Annotated in this window: 22 protein-coding genes; 5 read left to right on the top strand and 17 right to left on the bottom strand. The window is 32.6% G+C overall.

Annotation, left to right across the window (positions count from 1 at the left end; genetic code table 11):
* Positions 1-70 precede the first annotated feature (70 nt).
* The 5 genes from EKM79_RS08705 to EKM79_RS08685 form a co-directional block, all read right to left on the bottom strand.
* Positions 71-1,516, bottom strand: a complete 1,446-nt coding sequence (locus EKM79_RS08705; RefSeq protein WP_125567938.1) for an MFS transporter — start codon at positions 1,514-1,516, stop codon at positions 71-73.
* Between the two features lie 64 nt (positions 1,517-1,580).
* Complete coding sequence (locus EKM79_RS08700; RefSeq protein ID WP_425454026.1) at positions 1,581-1,943, bottom strand: ArsR/SmtB family transcription factor; 363 nt, start codon at positions 1,941-1,943, stop codon at positions 1,581-1,583.
* 180 nt (positions 1,944-2,123) lie between these two features.
* Positions 2,124-2,333: a hypothetical protein gene (locus EKM79_RS08695; protein WP_125567936.1), complete on the bottom strand. Its 210-nt coding sequence runs from the start codon at positions 2,331-2,333 to the stop codon at positions 2,124-2,126.
* Entirely contained in the window at positions 2,320-2,598 is a 279-nt protein-coding gene (locus EKM79_RS08690) for a hypothetical protein (protein ID WP_125567934.1), read from the bottom strand. Before EKM79_RS08690 ends, EKM79_RS08695 begins: the two co-directional genes overlap by 14 nt.
* A gap of 121 nt (positions 2,599-2,719) precedes the next feature.
* Entirely contained in the window at positions 2,720-3,445 is a 726-nt protein-coding gene (locus tag EKM79_RS08685) for an SDR family oxidoreductase (protein ID WP_125567933.1), read from the bottom strand.
* Positions 3,446-3,612: 167 nt separating this feature from the next.
* Between EKM79_RS08685 and EKM79_RS08680 the strand changes: the two genes are divergently transcribed.
* The gene (locus EKM79_RS08680; protein WP_125567931.1) at positions 3,613-3,945 is read left to right on the top strand and encodes a winged helix-turn-helix transcriptional regulator; all 333 of its coding nucleotides are present in this window, start codon (positions 3,613-3,615) and stop codon (positions 3,943-3,945) included.
* On the opposite strand, the gene EKM79_RS08675 is transcribed toward EKM79_RS08680, so the two are convergent.
* The 3 genes from EKM79_RS08675 to EKM79_RS08665 form a co-directional block, all read right to left on the bottom strand.
* Positions 3,942-4,577: an NUDIX hydrolase gene (locus tag EKM79_RS08675; protein ID WP_125567929.1), complete on the bottom strand. Its 636-nt coding sequence runs from the start codon at positions 4,575-4,577 to the stop codon at positions 3,942-3,944. The genes EKM79_RS08680 and EKM79_RS08675 overlap by 4 nt on opposite strands.
* Positions 4,578-4,685: 108 nt before the next feature.
* Complete coding sequence (locus EKM79_RS08670) at positions 4,686-5,558, bottom strand: hypothetical protein (RefSeq protein WP_125567927.1); 873 nt, start codon at positions 5,556-5,558, stop codon at positions 4,686-4,688.
* Positions 5,559-5,690: 132 nt separating this feature from the next.
* Positions 5,691-6,584: a cation diffusion facilitator family transporter gene (locus tag EKM79_RS08665; RefSeq protein ID WP_125567925.1), complete on the bottom strand. Its 894-nt coding sequence runs from the start codon at positions 6,582-6,584 to the stop codon at positions 5,691-5,693.
* A 147-nt stretch (positions 6,585-6,731) separates the two neighbouring features.
* On the opposite strand from EKM79_RS08665, the gene EKM79_RS08660 reads away from it, so the two are divergent.
* Both EKM79_RS08660 and EKM79_RS08655 read left to right on the top strand, forming a co-directional pair.
* Positions 6,732-7,397, top strand: coding sequence for a helix-turn-helix domain-containing protein (locus tag EKM79_RS08660; protein ID WP_164506051.1), 666 nt, complete (start codon positions 6,732-6,734; stop codon positions 7,395-7,397).
* 106 nt (positions 7,398-7,503) lie between these two features.
* Positions 7,504-8,748, top strand: coding sequence for a YhgE/Pip domain-containing protein (locus EKM79_RS08655; protein WP_125567921.1), 1,245 nt, complete (start codon positions 7,504-7,506; stop codon positions 8,746-8,748).
* A gap of 85 nt (positions 8,749-8,833) precedes the next feature.
* Here the strand turns inward: EKM79_RS08655 and EKM79_RS08650 are convergent, their stop codons facing one another.
* The 8 genes from EKM79_RS08650 to EKM79_RS08615 form a co-directional block, all read right to left on the bottom strand.
* A complete protein-coding gene (locus EKM79_RS08650; RefSeq protein ID WP_125567919.1) occupies positions 8,834-9,109 on the bottom strand; it encodes a hypothetical protein in 276 nt (91 codons plus the stop codon).
* Positions 9,110-9,160: 51 nt separating this feature from the next.
* Positions 9,161-9,439, bottom strand: a complete 279-nt coding sequence (locus tag EKM79_RS08645) for a hypothetical protein (protein ID WP_125567917.1) — start codon at positions 9,437-9,439, stop codon at positions 9,161-9,163.
* A 372-nt stretch (positions 9,440-9,811) separates the two neighbouring features.
* A complete protein-coding gene (locus EKM79_RS08640) occupies positions 9,812-10,447 on the bottom strand; it encodes a DUF6198 family protein (protein ID WP_484028499.1) in 636 nt (211 codons plus the stop codon).
* Between the two features lie 114 nt (positions 10,448-10,561).
* Positions 10,562-12,040 carry an MFS transporter gene (locus EKM79_RS08635; protein WP_125567914.1) on the bottom strand — a complete coding sequence of 493 codons (1,479 nt, stop codon included), beginning with the start codon at positions 12,038-12,040 and terminating at the stop codon, positions 10,562-10,564.
* Between the two features lie 129 nt (positions 12,041-12,169).
* A complete protein-coding gene (locus EKM79_RS08630) occupies positions 12,170-12,766 on the bottom strand; it encodes a TMEM175 family protein (RefSeq protein WP_125567912.1) in 597 nt (198 codons plus the stop codon).
* Positions 12,767-13,031: 265 nt separating this feature from the next.
* On the bottom strand, positions 13,032-13,862 hold the full coding sequence (locus tag EKM79_RS08625; protein WP_125567910.1) for a MucBP domain-containing protein: 831 nt from the start codon (positions 13,860-13,862) through the stop codon (positions 13,032-13,034).
* A gap of 154 nt (positions 13,863-14,016) precedes the next feature.
* A complete protein-coding gene (locus EKM79_RS08620; RefSeq protein WP_125567908.1) occupies positions 14,017-15,537 on the bottom strand; it encodes an ABC transporter permease/substrate-binding protein in 1,521 nt (506 codons plus the stop codon).
* Positions 15,538-15,539: 2 nt separating this feature from the next.
* Positions 15,540-16,478: an ABC transporter ATP-binding protein gene (locus EKM79_RS08615; protein WP_125567906.1), complete on the bottom strand. Its 939-nt coding sequence runs from the start codon at positions 16,476-16,478 to the stop codon at positions 15,540-15,542.
* 174 nt (positions 16,479-16,652) lie between these two features.
* On the opposite strand from EKM79_RS08615, the gene EKM79_RS08610 reads away from it, so the two are divergent.
* Positions 16,653-17,102 (top strand): Rrf2 family transcriptional regulator, encoded by a 450-nt coding sequence (locus EKM79_RS08610; RefSeq protein ID WP_125567904.1) that lies wholly within the window; start codon positions 16,653-16,655, stop codon positions 17,100-17,102.
* 16 nt (positions 17,103-17,118) lie between these two features.
* Here the strand turns inward: EKM79_RS08610 and EKM79_RS08605 are convergent, their stop codons facing one another.
* A complete protein-coding gene (locus EKM79_RS08605; protein ID WP_125567902.1) occupies positions 17,119-18,063 on the bottom strand; it encodes a zinc-binding dehydrogenase in 945 nt (314 codons plus the stop codon).
* Between the two features lie 148 nt (positions 18,064-18,211).
* Between EKM79_RS08605 and EKM79_RS08600 the strand changes: the two genes are divergently transcribed.
* Positions 18,212-18,628 (top strand): Lrp/AsnC family transcriptional regulator, encoded by a 417-nt coding sequence (locus EKM79_RS08600; RefSeq protein ID WP_125567900.1) that lies wholly within the window; start codon positions 18,212-18,214, stop codon positions 18,626-18,628.
* Positions 18,629-18,746: the final 118 nt, after the last annotated feature.

Below are 18,746 nucleotides of genomic sequence, written 5' to 3'. Positions count from 1 at the left end.
ACATGCACTAACTGACTATATTTACAAGCTTTTTTATAGATAATATTATTATTTTTTTGTAGGAGTTTAATTAACGAATTACTGAATTCTTATTGTCCCATAAGTTCAAAAGTAGTAACAAAGTAAAAATTACTATCACTACTACATAAACATTATGGAATGAATTAAGTAAAATACGATTTATGTCAGTAACATCGGTTAATTTGGTGCCACTGAATGAAATTGCTCGATTCAAGTTGCTGGCACTTACTTCTGGATAAGATTGCAAATTACGATTAATAGAAACATTAAAAATCAATCCAAAAATACCAGTCATTACAGTTTGCCCCAAAGTAATTCCTAGTGTCACCATCGAAGACGCTGTACCGACACTCTTATCATCTACTAATTCCTGTGCAATGACAGTATTCATTGTAATAACAATTCCTAAACCTGCACCTGTAATACCAGATATAATATAAAACCATATTACAGGCATTTGTACGTTATTGAATACTAGAATCAAATAAAATAATATTTGAATAATTACAACTGTCATAGTAATAAATTTCGGAGCAAATCTCTTTATCAACATCCCCGTAAAAAATGAAGTTAATAACCACATAACCGGACTTGGCGTGATTGCTAAACCTGCAACTGATGATGGCATTTGATAAATGGATTGTATCCACATAGGAAAATAAATTTGAAATCCTATTTGCATTCCGCTCATTAATAATGCCGTAATAACCTGAACTGTAAACGTTCGAGATTTGAACATGTCCAGTGGTATCAATGGATCAACGGATTGTTTCTCAACCTTAATAAACAAGTACAAAGATATTAAGAACACTAAAACACCGCTAATAATTACTATAAAATTTGGAGTTATATTTCCAAAAGATTGTAAACTTAAAAGAATCGAAAGTAATACCATTGTCAATAATCCAATACCTATGTGGTCTACTTTTAATATGTTATTTTTATTAAACTCCTCTTTGAACTCGAACAAAATCAATAAAAATACAAGTATTCCTAGAGGAACATTTATGAAGAATACCCAATGCCAGTTAATTCTATCTACAATGAATCCACCTAAAAGTGGTCCTATTAAAGCAGATATTCCCCATGCAGTATTATTCAATGCCATTACACGTGAACGCTCTTGGAAACTGAACATGTCAGCAATAATTGTAAATGTGATTGGTCTTATTGCGCCTGCACCAATACCCTGCAAAGCTCTAAAAATTACCAAAAAATACATATTTGTCGCGAAACCACATAAAAATGATCCTAAAGTAAATAAAAATAATCCTGTTAAAAATATTGGCTTTCGCCCTATACCGTCACTTAGTTTTCCATAAATTGGAGTTGTAATTGCAGTAGTTAACAAGTAAATCGCAAAAACCCAACTTTGTATCGACAATCCATGCAAATCACTAATAATCGCTGGTAGAGCAGTGGTAACAACAGTTGTTTCAACTGAAGTCATAAAAGTAGCAATGAAAATTGATACTAACAATATTTTTCTATTCATACTTCAGGTCCTCTCCACTGATTCATTAGTTGTATAACTATCGAAGTACAATACAAAAAAGATCCTACAAAGAATCTAAAAAACCTGGAAGATATCTTTTAAATGTTGATCTATTAATAGAAAGAAATTTAGTTTGAGCCTCTTTCCTAGTATGAGTAAGTCCCATTTCTCTTAATGCTTTAGCGTGGTAAGAAACAGTTGATAAACTCAAGTTTAACTTTTTACTCATTTCACCACAACTGATTTCTTTTTCTGATTCATTTAAAATTCTAATCATCTTAAGTCTATTAGGTTCTGATAATGCTTTAAATATATCTGACAAAATTTCATCTTTATTATGTTCTTCGATAATCATAAAAGTATTGTACCTCTCACTTATTCCATTTTCAATATCTTGCCTGTTCAGTATACGTAATGACTTATTCATTGTCATTTTTATAATAACATTTTTAAAAATTATCATTCATAGTCAGTAATTATGCTAAATAACGTAATTGCTTTTTAAAAAAAATACGTCTAACCAAATAAGCTAAACGCATTTTTATTTAAAATAAAAAATCTATCACTTTCGCCTACTTCTTCGACGTTCACGGTGATTCTTGTCTTTTCATTGGGAAGCAATATTAGCCGCTATTTCCGTCGGATACTTGGAAGAAGCACGATACCACACGAGTCCACGTTGAATTAACAATGTGAGACCCAGATATAATAACAACGTTACAGAACTCTTTGTCCAAAGCATATCAACTGCTGCATGCATGCCGATTCCTATTATCCACCAAACAATGGTCAACCAGTTACCTTCACGCATCATCAATCCAAAACTTATAAGATATAGCTCTTAGACCCGCAAAAATAGCCGCACTGATTAAACTAAGAATTCCAAAAATTAATATATTGCTTTGTGAAAGATTTAAATGCTGTTTATTTACAGCATCCCCAATCGAGGCAATTCCAAACAAGATAATAACAATAAAAAATTCTGGTTTAAATTTAACTGTACGTGGTTCTAATTGTCTCTTAATTACGACATATAAGATCAATAATGCCAGTACAATATTTATATAGCTAAGATTTTGCATAATATATTTCCTTTAATATCTTACAGCAATGAAATTTTACTACAAAAAAATATTTTAACAATATAATTCTAAATTACTGTCAAAAAAAGAGCGAGAATCGCTTCTCACTCTTTAACAAATTCTAGTTATCTTGCAATGTTGCAGCAATATCAACTTCACGAATATTAACTTCTTGTGGCATTTCATACATGAATTTAACTGTTTCAGCAACATGCTTAGGGTCCAACGTAATTCCACCCATTGATTGTTTCCATTCCTCATATTCTGTTAAAGCATGGTCATCTGTAACATGCGTCAACAATTCAGTTTCGGCTGCTCCAGGAGCCACTAACATTACACGAACATTATCACCTGAAACTTCTTGACGAACTGTCTCATTGAGTCCATGAACACCAAACTTACTTGCTACATAAGCAGCATGATTTTGGAACGCTTTGAATCCAGCAATTGATGAAATATTGATAATAGTACCATGGTGATTTTTTTTCATTTCTGGAAGAACAATCTGCATACCATTCAATACACCCATCACGTTTGTATCAAGCATTGTTTGCCATTCTTTGGATGATTGCTTCCAAACATTACCCAGCAACATAACTCCAGCATTATTAACTAATAAATCAGTTGCTCCATATTTAGCTTCCGCTTCACGAATTGCCTTGGCCAATTCTTCTTGATTGGTAACATCTGCATGTCTAATCATTACCTCACCTTTTAAATCCAAAGCTTCAATCTTCTCAATACGACGACCTAACAACAATAAAGGATACTCATTTGCATTAAACAAACGTGCCATTGCTGCACCGAATCCTGAACTTGCACCCGTAATAACTATTAACTTTTTCATATTATATATACTTCCTCTTAATTAATTGATTTCAACGTTTTCTTATTATAGACTGAGATAGCAATTTTAAAAGTACGCACTTTTAGGTAACTAAACAGAGAGTGAAAAAAGCCGGGAAATTTTGAGCACTACCTAGAATAGACGATATGGAAAAATGAGGAAATATAATGTACGCAAATGAATTTGATGCAACTATGCAATTGATACGTGGAAAATGGAAAATAAGAATCTTATACCAGCTTGCTGGTAATGAACATTCAAGATTTAATACTTTGGAACGCAATATGAAACCTATCACTCACAAAATACTGGCAGAACAAATACAACAAATGATTACTGATGGATTAGTTGAACGTCATGACTTCCATGAACAACCACTGCACGTAGAATACAATTTAACCCAAAAAGGCCAATCCTTAATTCCAGTCATTGATGTTATCTGTGACTGGGGATTGGCAAATATTGATCCATCTGAACTAAGAGAAACACTGTGTGACTAATAATCAAAAACTGTTTCCCATACCTCACTATGATGACACTTGAACGCCATCTGTAAATCTTCAGGTAGATTTCTATTTAAAGATAAATTTAATTTTAATGCTTCATCAAGTGTGAAATATTCAGCATCATCTGTTTCGGAATTGTCGACATTAGTTAATTTATTATTATCAGGTACACATTCAATAATATTCTTATAAATATAACTAAGATTTTTCTTGGCATAATCATGCTTTTGCATATCCCTTACCGCAATCAGACGTCTAGGAGTTACATGTATCCCAGCTTCTTCTCTGGTCTCTTTAACCGCAATTTCACCAATGGAATATCCAATGTCAGCCCAACCTCCAGGAATGGACCATGTATTACCTCGTTTTTCATTTACCAGTAGTATTTTATCTTCACTATTAAAAGTAACGGCGCGAACATCAACTTTTGGAGTTACATATCCATTATCAGAATCAAAGAAAATGTCCAATTGTTGTTCATTAGCACCGGTATATTTAGCTGCAAGCTTCTTTGCGACATCTTCAAGCTGATTGTATCTTTCCATATCAAATACATCTTTTGTATAATGTTTTCCAGATTGTGCAATTGCTTGTAGTTGTTGAATCAATAACTCTAAATTATCCATATTTATCTCCTTATAGAAAAATAATTATGCTATAAATCAATACTATCAGCATTTATTAAACAAAAGCACGAAAAAACTATTTTGTTAGTTTTTCCGTGCTTTTTAAAATTAATACTTGCTTGGATCAAACTGCTCATCACCAGGCTGATCATTATATGTTTGTTTGGATGCTTGAGAATATGGTGTAACAATACCTTTAGATTCAATACTCCCATCGTATGAGACAAAATTATTACCAATTGTTGGATCTTCAGTACTATAAACACTAAAGCCACCTTGAACAGGTACGGCAACAATATCTCTACGCCCAGCTAAGGCCATAGCATGCTTGTATAAAGCCACAGCCTGTTCTGAATCGTTAATAATATTTTGATTGGTGGACGACTGTTGTAATGTACTTGCTTTAGCAGTAACACCATTTGCTGTATTACCCTTTTGTAACGTTCTTGGTACAACGCTAACAGATGCTGACGATGACGCCGTTCTAGCTGGTGTGGCAGAACTTGATGCTTGTTCAACTACACCAACAGTATCTCTTAAATAACCTAAGCGATAATTATTGTTTAAATAATAATATGATCCTGTCCCTTCTAATATGGTTTGAGGAATATGCTCAAACAATTTATCAACTGTAGTTTCATCACCAGATTTAATGGTAATTACCCTTTTAAGACTGGAATTTATTTGAAAATCAGGATTATTACGGTCGAGCATCATAAAATCAGTTAAATGAAATCTTACATCTTTATCTGACCTATTTTTAATTGTCATATCAATCGCATAATCATAGGAATCCTCAGCCGTCTTGAACTTAAATTCAATATTTTTCTTTTCTTCTTTAGTCAAACTTTGATAGTTAACTGCCTGAATTCTTTCATCAGGCTTGGTTGTTTTGGTAGAATTTTTCTTTTGATTTCCACAACCAGCTATGAATAAGAAAACCGTCAGTGCTATTAATACACCCCATAATTTCTTTTTCATAATCTTACCTTCTAATGTGAATATTATGTAATTCACGTCCTTATTTAACCACCATTTAAATAGATGACAATTATTGTATACCGGTTGTACAACTCGTATAAGTACAATAGAAGTTCGAAAAAATATTTTAAGTCATATACGTTGCTTAGTGATAAATTGCATATCTAATTCAAAAATACCAAATTTTTTTCGTAAATCATCTTGAATATCATCCTTCAGATCCACAGTTTCATCCACTGTCATTTTATGTCCGACTTGGACAACTACTGAAAGGTAAATATCATTCTCATATTCCCGTCCTTGTATTCGTTGTATACTTTTAATCTTCTTAAATCTCTGTATCTCATCGGAAAAATTTTTTAGTTTTTCTTTATCAAAACCATCAATTAATCGAAAGGCACTGTTATCAAATATTTTATAAGCAGTTCGCATCATAAATATTCCAATAATAATTGCGTTGATTTTATCGATCCATGCAAAGCTAAAACTAGAAATAATTATGACGATACCGGTCGTAATACTCGTTATTGCATCCAACCTTTGATCATGTGATGAGGCTAGTAAAGGTTGACTATTTATTTTTTTGGCAATATGACGATTAATCAAAAAGAAAATTAATGTCAGAATGCTCATTCCAATACCAACAAAAGCAGCTAAGAAATCTGGCCTAGCATCATTTTTGTTTAATAAGGCATTAATACCTTTGTAAATAACCCACATACCAGTTTCAGAAATCAACACCGAGGTCATCAAAGTAGCTAAAGTTTCAGCTTTTGCATAACCAAATTTGTGAAATTGATCAGCTGGACGTCTCGCAAACATTAGTCCTAAAATAATAATGAAATAAGCTAGTGTATCAGTCGCACCATTATATCCGTCTGCCTTCAAAGCAGTGGAATTCGAAAAATGTCCAACTATCAATTTTGTAATTGAAATTAATAAATAAAAACAAATATTCGAAAATGCCATTAATTGTGAAATTTTAATTTCATGCAAATTATTCTTTTCAAATTCTTCGTATACCAAAAAAATCACCTTCTGGATAGTGATAAAAGTTTTGTGGGTATGCTAACACGAGATTCTTGATTTTTACAAGTTACAATTTGTATTATTAATATACTTATACAAAATGTTATGCTAAGGATAAATGTCGTTAATAATGAGGTAATTGAAATGAAAACTGATGATAAATTAATCAATATTTTTGAAAGTTCATGCACACTTTTTATTAACTCTGGTTACAATGAAACCAAAATGAAGGATATCGCTAAGCTTGCAAACATCTCCGTTGGTTCATTATATGATCTCTTCGATAGTAAAAAGGCCCTCTTAGATTTTATTTTTTTAACAAGTCTCGATAAGAGTAATCTCAATTCCAAACATGATTACCCATTGGGTGAAATATCATCTACTCAACTTGTAAAAAAAACAAAATCAACTTACGAAATATACACAAAAAAGCTGGATACCAAATTACTGATTACTGATGGTTCATACAATTTAGAATCATTAATTTTAGATTTGTTTGATATTTTCAAAGTATATGGCCGTTACTTTTTAATACTAGAAAAAAATCCAAATATCGATACCAATTTAATCAAACTTTATGAAAAGTATCGTCAAACTTTATACAAAGAAATATCTACATATCTCGCTAATAATACTAATTTACGTTCTACAACAAATTCCGATTATGATTCAATGATGATTGTTGATTTAATTTTTTGGTGGTCTACACATAAAAAATACGACTCATTTGAAAACTACAAAAATGAATACAATATGGATATGATGTCAAAAACCATTATTGATGCACTTACTAAAGGTTACCAAATTTAGTAAGTGCTTTTTATTTGAACCATTATCATAGTCGATATAGGCTTGCACCAATTAATAAATGAACGAATGGTTCATTCATTAATGATTATCAATCGAGGTGTTCAATATGCTTACATCTGAACTTAAATATATATTTAAGAATGACCGTTCCCAAATCAGAATCCTATTAGGTATTCTTCTAATCCCCGCTTTTTACGCTGTCATATTCTTATCATCGCTCTGGAACCCATATCAAGAAACAAAAAATTTACCGGTTGCTGTCGTAAACGAAGATAAAGCCATTACAAGTAACGGGACCCAATTTGATTTTGGCAAGCAACTCACAAAATCACTCAAGAAAAATAAATCACTACACTTTGAATTTCTTACTAAATCAAAGGCACACTCCGATTTGAATTCAGGCAAAGTCTATATGATTATCCAGATACCAAAAGACTTCTCCAAGCAGGCATCTAAATTATCAGAACCCAATGCTAAGCAAATAAAGTTGGATTACTATACAAGTGCGGGACATAGCTTCGTAGCCATGAAAATGAGTACAACCGCAATTGAAAAAATTCAAACACAATTAAATAATAAAATTTCTAAATTATATTTAAATAGCTTAGTTGCAAAAACTAATGCTTCTGGGACCATGTTGAAACAAGCTCTGTCCAACGCAAAAAGTTCACTACAATTAAAATCCATTGCTCAATCAATTCAACCACTAGCTACCAATAATCGAATAGTTGATCCTATTAAATTAATCCATCATGACTCAACTCATGTAAAAAACAACGGTACTGGTATGGCACCATATTTGATGTCAGTTGCACTATTTGTCGGATGTATCACGTTAAATATTATTTATGATACCTACACTCCACGCAATGATCCTAAAAATGGATTATCCTGGTGGTCTTCAAAAATGCTATTTCTATTTGGATTCATTATCGTGGCCGCTTCAATTATGTATGGTTTACTCGTATACTTCTGTGGCCTTGAACCATTACAAATTCTTAAGACCTATGGATTCGTACTACTAACAGGCATAACATTCCTAAGTATCGTGACATTCTTCAACTTATTATTTGGAATGACTGGAGCTTGGTTAATGTTACTATTCATGATCATCCAACTAGGCGGGTCGGCTGGTACATATCCGATTGAATTATCCAACAACTTTTTCAAAACAATTCATCCATATCTACCAATGACAATTTCAGTAAACGCATTTCGAAGTACTATCTCTATCGGTAACAGTATTTCATCTGAAATCATCATTTTTCTAACACTGTTCGTCATATTCAACTTATCTACCGTTCTATTCTTCCACATTAAAAATCATAAAAAATATCTTCATAGTTTATAGAGCAAAAAGGATCGTCATATGAAATCAAAAAACTTCATATGACAATCCTTTTACATTCTATATTGAATTAATCTATCTTAAAACATCAATAAATTGCGTAGTTAACACCCTTTGCAAGATAATTAATTTTTTCTTCGTAATCTGTTCCCTCATCCATTTGGCGTAAAGTACGAGTAACTTGCGTATCGTCTTTTAAACGACCAAAAAGATAATTATATGAATAATTCTTATCGAGTAGATTATAAGTTCTCAGTACTAAGTTCTTTGCATAATCATCTTTATCAAGATCTTTGTAGTTATTAATATCCGTGTATAATTCTGATAAAATCTTCTTTGCTTCTGTATCATCTGTCATTTTCATAAATATACACCTACTTTTTATTTTTTACTGTCCGTCAAATACATCATTAACTTAAGATGCGGTAGTGTACTTCTGATCTATTGAATCAATTTGTTCATAGAAGTTCTTTCCCTCATTAGTTAACTTGAAGCCTTCGAACAATGATAATCGACCCAAGTACGATTCCAACGAAAGCAATGTTCTATTGCTTATATCATTAGTATCGTCTAATTCTCTATAGACATTCAAGATGGCCTTGCCAGCAAGTTTATTACTTTCTAATGCCATGTCAAGAGTTTCGTACAATTTTGAAAGGATTAGTTTCAACCCCTCCAAATCTTCTAGCTTCAATGGGCTTCACTCTCCGTTCTTCTAAGATTTATAGGAAATCATACAACATAGCGAATCCTATGTCTATTTATATGATACCGCTTCCACAAAAATACTTAAATAGTCCTTAATACTTTCCTTATAATAATCCAAACACAATTTTTTAATAACTATTAATCCATAAAAAAAGATGAAACTGAATTTTTTCATTCAACTTCATCTCTATGAAAATAACTTATCAGACAACCAATCAGCAACTAAATTAATAATTTCAGGTTGACACCATTCAATTGTTATACGATCGACTGGAACATCATTTTACTTTATTTGTGAATACGAAACATAGTGATACTCATTTACTTTTGGAACTGTAATTTTAATTTTCATATTGAATCATCCCTCATCAATATTTTTTGCTTTGAAATTATGCTTTAAACTTGGCCAAATTAATTTGTCTGATTCAGCAATCAATACACCATTTAGCAAAATAGAAAATAATGTACCAACATTGACGGCATAAATTTCATGTGTGGCAAAAAATGAAATCAAGACAACAACTGTTGGCGGTATAAAATCAATTATTTGTGCTGCTGTAGAATTACCCTTCAAGTATAAGAAACGCAAAATATTCGTAGTATCATCATTTGGATGCATAACAATATTAGCTCGCTGGTACAAAGAAATAGCTATACAGAAGCAAATAACACCCGAAAATGATATCAGAGTCCTAACTAGCATTGGTAAATGTTGAACTCCCATTGCTGTTAATAAATTAGTAAAAATATCTACAAAATAACTAAAAAATAGAATATACAAAACTTCAGCAACAAAACGTTTTATATCTAATTGCTTGATTAATACTAAATTAGTCAACGCATTAGTCACACCAAAAATAAACAAAAGAACACCAACGTTAACACCAATCCACATATTTAGGTTGACCGCGGCTGCAGTCCAAATCCCACTTCCCATATTGGAAGTTATACACAATCCATTTCCGAAAGCATTCAGAATCAAGCCTACAATCAAGGCAATTGTTCTAGTCTGTAATGAATTTTTAATACATCTCACTCCTTAATTTTTAAAACGATACTGATTATCTTATCACTTTAAATTCAAAAAAAAACAATCATAATATTAAATCTAATGATTGTTTACATCTTTTAAATCAGATTTGTAGCCAAATTTATTAATTAAAAATGCTAAAACGATTACGACTACTCCTAATAAATAGACACCGTGCAGTCCATTAAACAAAATTTGTTTTAAAGTTAGTACCATATTAGAAGGTAAACTTATTGCTGTTTTAGGATTAATCAAAGTATTAACCATATCAATACTTGTCTTCTTATGTTCCCAAACACCACGTTGTATGCCGACATTTAACATAATCCCAAAAATAGAAACCATGAGTGTCTGTCCAAGTGTTTTAGACAAAGTATTAAATGCTGTCGCAACGCCTACATTTTCTTTTGAAACTAAATGTTGTGATTCCACAGTAGTCGTTACAATTGTAATTCCAAAACCAAATCCACTGATAGCTGTAATAATAAAGAACCATCCAAAGCTTGTCATCATCGGTACAAAGGCTAATAAGACACCGGCAAATAATACTATCGACAAACTAAACGTTAAAATCTTTTTGGGAATCAACTTAGTAATTAAATAACTAGTTACGAATGATCCTATTATCCAAAAGATGGAGTGTGGTGTAATCACAAATCCAGCAAATGAGACTGGGACACCTAAAACTCCCTGTACCCAAATTGGAATATAAACTGTAATAGCCATCAAATATCCGCTTATCAATGCCGCTATTGCATTTTGAGCGATAAATGGTTTGTTTTTAAACAAATGTAATGAAACAACTGGTTCCTTTGCATATCTTTCGTGATGTACAAAGCGCCATAATGAAAATACACTTAACAATAGGAAGAAAGCTATATTAGTCCAATTAATATTTTTGCCACTTAAGAATTGGAAATCAAGCATCAAAAACAAAACACTTAACATTAACCAAAAACTACCACTAAAATCAATATTCACTTGACTGCTATTTCTTGATTCATGCAAAAATAATTGGAACAATATCATAATCAATAATCGCAAAGGTATGCTTATAAAAAATACCCAATGCCAACTTAACATGTTGACAACTAAGCCACCAATTAGTGGCGCAGATATAGTTGCTATACCCCATACTAAATTATTCAACCCTAAAATCCGTGGTCGCTTCTCATAAGGATACATGTCGGCAATAATAGTGACGGTTGCTGTAGGTAAAGCACCAGCTCCAAGGCCTTGGACAGCTCTCCATAATACTAATTCCATCATTGAATTAGATAAGCCGCTCATTAAAGATCCAAAAGTAAAAATTGCTAAACCAATCTGTACAACTGGCTTACGACCAATCAAATCCGTTAACTTGCCGTATATCGGTGTAACCATTGCTGTAACTAACAAATAAATTGAGAATACCCAGTTCATTAGTGAAACTCCATGTAAATCTCCAACTATTGTTGGCAAAGCCGTGGACAATATAGTTCCCTCAATAGAACTGACAAAAGTTGCTATGTAAATTGCAATAGTAATAGCAATTACATTGGTCCTCGATTGCGTCATTATTCAATAAATCCCCCTCTTTTTGAACTGGCAATAAAGTAAACTGACTTTTTAATGCTACCACTCAATAGAAGTATATGTCATGATTTTGCAATAAAAAAAGACATTGAGAAACTCACTCAATATCTCTTAAAATAATTTATCACTATCTTCATTAACACTGCCACCTTCAGTTAAAACCTGAAAGGCAATTAGAACCATTTGCAATGCTGGCACATAAATTAATATTAGTACCCAAACAATAATTTCAGTTCCGACAAACTTCCAACTAGTCAAAGCACGATATATCTTCATGTCCCTAATACTTGTAGCAATTTCAGTGTAGCCTGCTAATTCATTCTCTTTAGCAATCATGTATGTTAGTAATGCATATGCAAATGACCATAGGAAATATACTATTGCATAAAATATTTCTGGTCCTTGAGCATTCAAGTCACGACCTACCCAAGCTGTGGCAACGGGTATAAATGAAGTTGTGAACATCCATGAATTATTGATCCAAAAAATCTTTCTTGTCACGACCTTAGTTTTACTAAACATATAATGATGATTGTACCAAGCAATACCAATAAACAACCACCCAACAGCGTATGAAATCATATATGGCACTTGTGGAAGTATTGCTGATAGTTTAGCTGAATCTGGCGTCTTGAATTCCAAAATCATAATTGTAAGAATAATTGCGATAACAGCATCTGTAAAAGCTTCAACTCTTGATTTATTCATATAATTTCCCCCAATAATTTACAAATTATATCAATAAATATAGTCACTTTTTATTCTATTATCGTAATAATATTTTTTTAAAATAGAAAACCTAATGTTTGATTATCTCTATTCCAACTAATCCTATGGCTGAAACCAAAGTGAAGCTTGCCAAGGTTATGTAATAATCAGTATTAGATTTAGGCACTTTGCCCTGATCAGCACTAGATTGACTAATTGTTTTACTCTTATGATTATCTGAACCTGATTCATTCGAAGTTGTTGGTTACCTTAACAGACCAGAACTTGGCAACTGACTACTAGAATTAAATCCACTATTACTATTCTTCAATAGATTGGAAGAATCATTTGAATCTAAGCTTGTATTACTATCAGACGATTCATTTTCTTGTAATGAATTATCAGAATTATCGGTCACATTATCGTTGTTCGTTGTACTTTTTGAATCCGCAATATTTGAATCATTGCTACTCTTAGAGTCAGTAACTGCATTGGTATTATCATTATCGACATTGTCTGACCTATATACATAAATAACATTACCACCAGTGCCAGACAGAGTACCATCAGCTGGCAAACTAGTATCATCCATTTTTATAAATGTATAACCATCAATATTAAGTCGCTTAGTTGTGTAGTTTAAGTAATTAGAATCGCTAGAATTGTTAGAATGGTCTGCCTTAGTACTCGCAGCAATTTCATTACCATCTGTATCGACATATTTCACAGTGATATCACCCACTATGACTTTTCCTTGTAATGTTATTTTGCCATCATCATCTAGTTGATTGGAAAAGGTGTAACTAGTATTTTCCGTTGGGTCAACGGTTATCATTACATTTTTTATTCCCACATCAGATTGACCCACACCAAAATGAGTAACGACTGGGTTAGTCAAATTGTCTCCATAAATAACAGGTAATTTTACTGAACCATCGTACCAATAAATATTTGTGCCACTAGTTAATGTGGTTTTTACTAATTTACTTGTTGTAGTCTGTTCATTTGCATGCGCAATTAAGGGGTGTGATTCATAAATTCCGAATCCCAACACCCACAATCCCATTGAAAGTATTGCGTACTTTTTGAAATTCATAACTAAAACTCCCTCTCCGTAAACGGATTACGTTACAAAATAAATTGTAATAATCATATTTGAATAATCTATGAATTTTATGGTTACATTTTTGTTACCGTTACTTTTCAAATCAAAAAGGCAGGACGAATTTTAAAATTTGTCCTACCTTTATTTATTTTAGCAATCCATGTTGAATCAAATATTCACGAGCGACCTTTGCAGCTTTCTCATGCTTGACTGATACACGATAATTCATCTTCTGCATATCAGTTTCACTGATTTTCCCGGCTAATTTATTCAGAGTCTTTCTGATACCAGGATATTTTGTTAATAACTTTTCAGATACTAGTGGTGCTCCTTGATATGGTGGGAAGAAACTCTTGTCATCCCTTAAGGCAACTAAATCATACTCCTGTATTTGAGGATCAGTTGTATATCCATCAACTAAATTGACTTTATCATTAGCAATAGCCTTGTAACGAATTGATGATTCCATTGTTTGAGTATTACCAAATTTCAAATGGTATGCCTTACTAATTCCTGGATAGCCATCACTCAATTGATAAAAGTCTGGATCAAAACCGGCATTTATCTTACTTTCAACTGCTATAAGATCTGATACCGTCTTCAAGTTATACTTTTTGGCAAAGCTCTTTTTAATCACTAAGGCATAGCCATTCTCATACTTCATTGGCTTCAAATATTCTAAGTTCTCTTGTGACTTCAGCAACGACTTAGCAAGTTTATAAGTAGCCTCCGGATCATGAGTCGCACTTTTCTTTGTTTTAACTAACGATTCCAAAACTGTACCCGTAAATTCTGGATAAATATCAATGGATCCAGATTTCAAGGCCTTATATAGGAATGAAGTTCCACCGAAATTAGCTTTAGTAGATACTTTAATATTGGGATTATCCTGCTCAATTAAATCTTTATACATGTTAATTAATATCTCTGGTTCACTACCCATTTTTCCAGCAATTGTAATGGTTGTTTGTGGTTTAACAATCGTTCGATAACCTGCTACTCCACCTATTAAGATAACCATTGCCGCAAATATAATTCCAATCTTTTTGAGGGAAAGTTTAGCAATCCCACGAATTATTGCACTAAATATCAAGGCTAAAATTGCCGAAAGTACAGCACCTATAATTAACAATGAATTATTATTGGTCTCAATACCCAATAAGATATAAGTACCTAATCCACCCGCACCAATCAATGCAGCTAACGTAGCCGTTCCGATGATCATAACCATAGCAATTCTTAATCCAGAAATAATCATTGGCATAGCCAAAGGAATCTCAAACTTTAATAATTTTTTAGGTCGAGAAAGTCCGAATGCTTCAGCCGCTTCCTCCAAATTTGGATCAATAGTTGTCAAACCCGAATAAGTATTCTGAAAAATTGGCATTACCGCATAAACTACTAATGCAATGACTGAGGGAACAGTCCCAATTCCGACCAATGGAATTAAAATACCTAATAATGCCAAACTAGGTATAGTCTGTAAAACACTAGTTACATTTAAAATAAACTCAGCAGCCTTTTTATGATTCATCAAAATAATTGCCAAAGGAATTGCAATAACGGCGGCAATTAATAATGAAATAAGTGATATAGAAATGTGTTGTCCTATCGAATTAAGAATATCATTTCCTTGAGTCTTAAATATATGAATTATCCCTGACATAACTACTCACCATCCCTTGATAAATAATTCAAAAGACTTTGAGTAGTAAGTTTCCAAATCTTGCCATCCGCACTTTGTACTAATGCAAACTCTTGTGACCTTAACAAACTAGCTAAATCAGATATATTATCTTCTTCGGTCAAATCTGGAGTCTGTTTATCTACCTCTTGACACTTTTGACTATCAATTATTAATTTTAATTTTTTATCATCATTTTGTTGATTCTTAAAGAAACCATTAACAAATTTATTCTTAGGATTATGAACTATCTCGTCTCGAGTTCCAATCTGTTCCAAATGTCCTAATCTCATAATTGCAATTGTATTCCCCAATCTAACAGCTTCATTCATATCATGGGTAACAAAAATAAAGGTCATTTTCATTTCTTGATGTAATTTTAAAACTAATTCCTGTAATTGATTACGTGAAATAGGGTCTAATGCACTGAAAGGTTCATCCATTAAAACAATTTTAGGATTAGAGGCTAATGCGCGAACTATTCCAACACGTTGCTGTTCACCACCAGATAATTCTCTTGGTAATCTTTTGGCGTATTTTTCAGGATCCAATCCTACTTTACTCAATAAGTCCAATGCGACCTTATGACGTTTTTCTTTTGACCACTTCAACGATTCTGGTTGAATAGTAATATTATCTTCAATCGTCATATTTGGGAACAAAGCTATATTTTGTAAAACATATCCCATTTGTAGCCGCATTTCGCGTAAATCAAAATCATCAATGTTTTTACCATCAATAGTAATATCACCAGATGTTTGCTTGATTAGTCGATTAATCATTTTTAGAGTGGTGGTTTTACCACTACCACTAGGACCAACTAATACAAAAAAATCGCCATCTTGAATTTGAAGATTCAAATCATTAATAGCCGTATTATCGTTATTCTCATACTTCTTATACACATTTTTAAATTCAATCATTTATGCACCCTTTTGTAGCATAGTTGTGTAACTCGATAAGTTACAATCACAATATAATTATTCATATAAATTGTCAATTTATACGCATTGTAAACAATTAAAGTTGACTAAGCCCAAGAACGACCGTATTATTAACTGTAATTAATGTAGTTACAATGAATTGGAGGTAAGTTGATGCGTGTTTCTACCCGTTTCAGTGACTCAATACACATATTAGCTTTTATAGAAATTTACAAAAACATTCGGTTATCTAGTGAAGTGATTGCCAACAGTGTAGAAACTTCACCAGTAGTTGTAAGACGTCTAATGGGAGTACTTCGAGAAGCTGGTTTAATCGCAACCAAACAAGGATCAGCTGAACCAAAGTTGGCTCGTAAGCCTAGGGAAATAACTTTATTAGATATTTATTTCGCCACTGAAGGTAATAAGCCACTATTTGAATTAGACAAAAAAACAAACCCTGATTGTATTGTGGGAGGAAATATTCAAGAAGTTCTCGGTGATTACTATGAACAGGCTAAAATTGCTGCTCAACGAAAACTAAATGACACTACCCTACAGGATTTGATTGAAACAATTCTTGTAAAACAAAAAGCTAAAGACTCAAATAAGGATGCTAAATAGCATCCTTATTTGAATACTAATCATTATCTATGATTACTTGCCCCATATCTCGGCTCTTCATGACATAATCATGAGCCTCTCTGATTTGGGAAAGTTTAAATATCTTTACTATTGGAATCTCAAGCTTATTTTTAGAAATTAAATCAAACATTTCATCCACCCACTTTTGATTAACATTCGTAGAATCAAAACAAGTTAAATATTTACCGGCTAAGGTAAACGGATCGAAGTTCTTCGCTACCCATTCACCAGCTAACAAACCAATCATCGAAACTGTGCCACCCTGATTAAGATGTGAGATGGAATCAGGTAATGTTACTGTACCCACCATGTCGATAATCCCATCAAAATTTTTATCCGTCTTTAATTTGTTATCTGAATCAATAACAACATCATCTGCACCAAACTCTATTAATTTATGTAACATATTTTCTCGTCTAGTCGTTGCCGTAACGTTAATTCCAAGAGCCTTTGCCAATTTAATAGCTGCCAGACCAACAGCAGTTGTTCCGCCTCGGACTAATAATGTTTGTCCACTATTCAATGATAACGACTTGATTGATCCAAAAGCCGTATAAAAATTCTCTGGATACTGCGCCAATGTTACCCAATCTGTATCGAGATTAACAGGATACAAGTTATTATCACTAACCAACGCATATTCTTGATAACTCCCGTCGACCTCTCGTCCAAATCCACCCATCATTGTAATAACTCTTTGGCCAACCTCTAACTTACTATTTTTAGAAGTTTTATATATTTCGCCTACGGCTTCAACTCCAATCACCCTTGGAAATTTAACTGAAGGTGAACCACCTTCACGTGTTAAAACCTCATATCTATGTACGCCAAATGCATGAATCCGCATGACTGACATATCTTGAGTGACCTCAGGAATTGGTCTTTCAACAATCTTCATAACATCTGTATCTCCAGGTTTATCTATAACTACAGCTCGCATAATTTATTCTCCTTCTATTTTTGATTTACTAAGTAAAATCAACGTGTCCTCTCAGGCAATAGAACTATTTTACTTTCTTTACATAATTCTGTTAATATTTTAAATAAAGAATAATCATCAAATTTGTTTAATAAATAAGGTGAAAAAGTTGGTAGACGATACTGATATAAAGATACTATACGCGCTCAACAAAAATTGTAGAATTAAAGTCAATCAAATAGCAGAGATAGTCCATTTAAGTGCACCAGCAGTTGCTGCTAGAATTGCCAATATGGAAGATAGTGGCGTCATAAAAAAGTACACTCTTGAACTAGACTTAGAAAAAGTCGGACTCCACCGGCCTATCTTTATCCAAGTGTCACTCCACGAAGATAATCATAAAAAATATTTATCTTTGATTAATGAATATCGACTAAGCATAAGACATCATTACAGAACTACTGGAGATATGAATTACTTAATAGAAGGAGCTTTTCATGATAATGAAGAACTAAATGGCTTTACTATTAAACTAGCCAAAATAGCTAATTATCGTATTTACGATGTATTATCAGAAGAAATATAAAAATAGCAAAGGGCATTTGTCCTTTGCTATTTTTAATGGTTCTATACTTTCTGGTATTGATGAATAATCAATACCAGTTTTTTTATTCCCTTTTAACACAAAAAGAACATCACTGTTC

Source organism: Companilactobacillus insicii, assembly GCF_003946015.1.
In the GTDB taxonomy this organism is placed as follows: Bacteria; Bacillota; Bacilli; order Lactobacillales; family Lactobacillaceae; genus Companilactobacillus; species Companilactobacillus insicii.
This window is presented reverse-complemented; position numbering and strand designations above follow the sequence as displayed.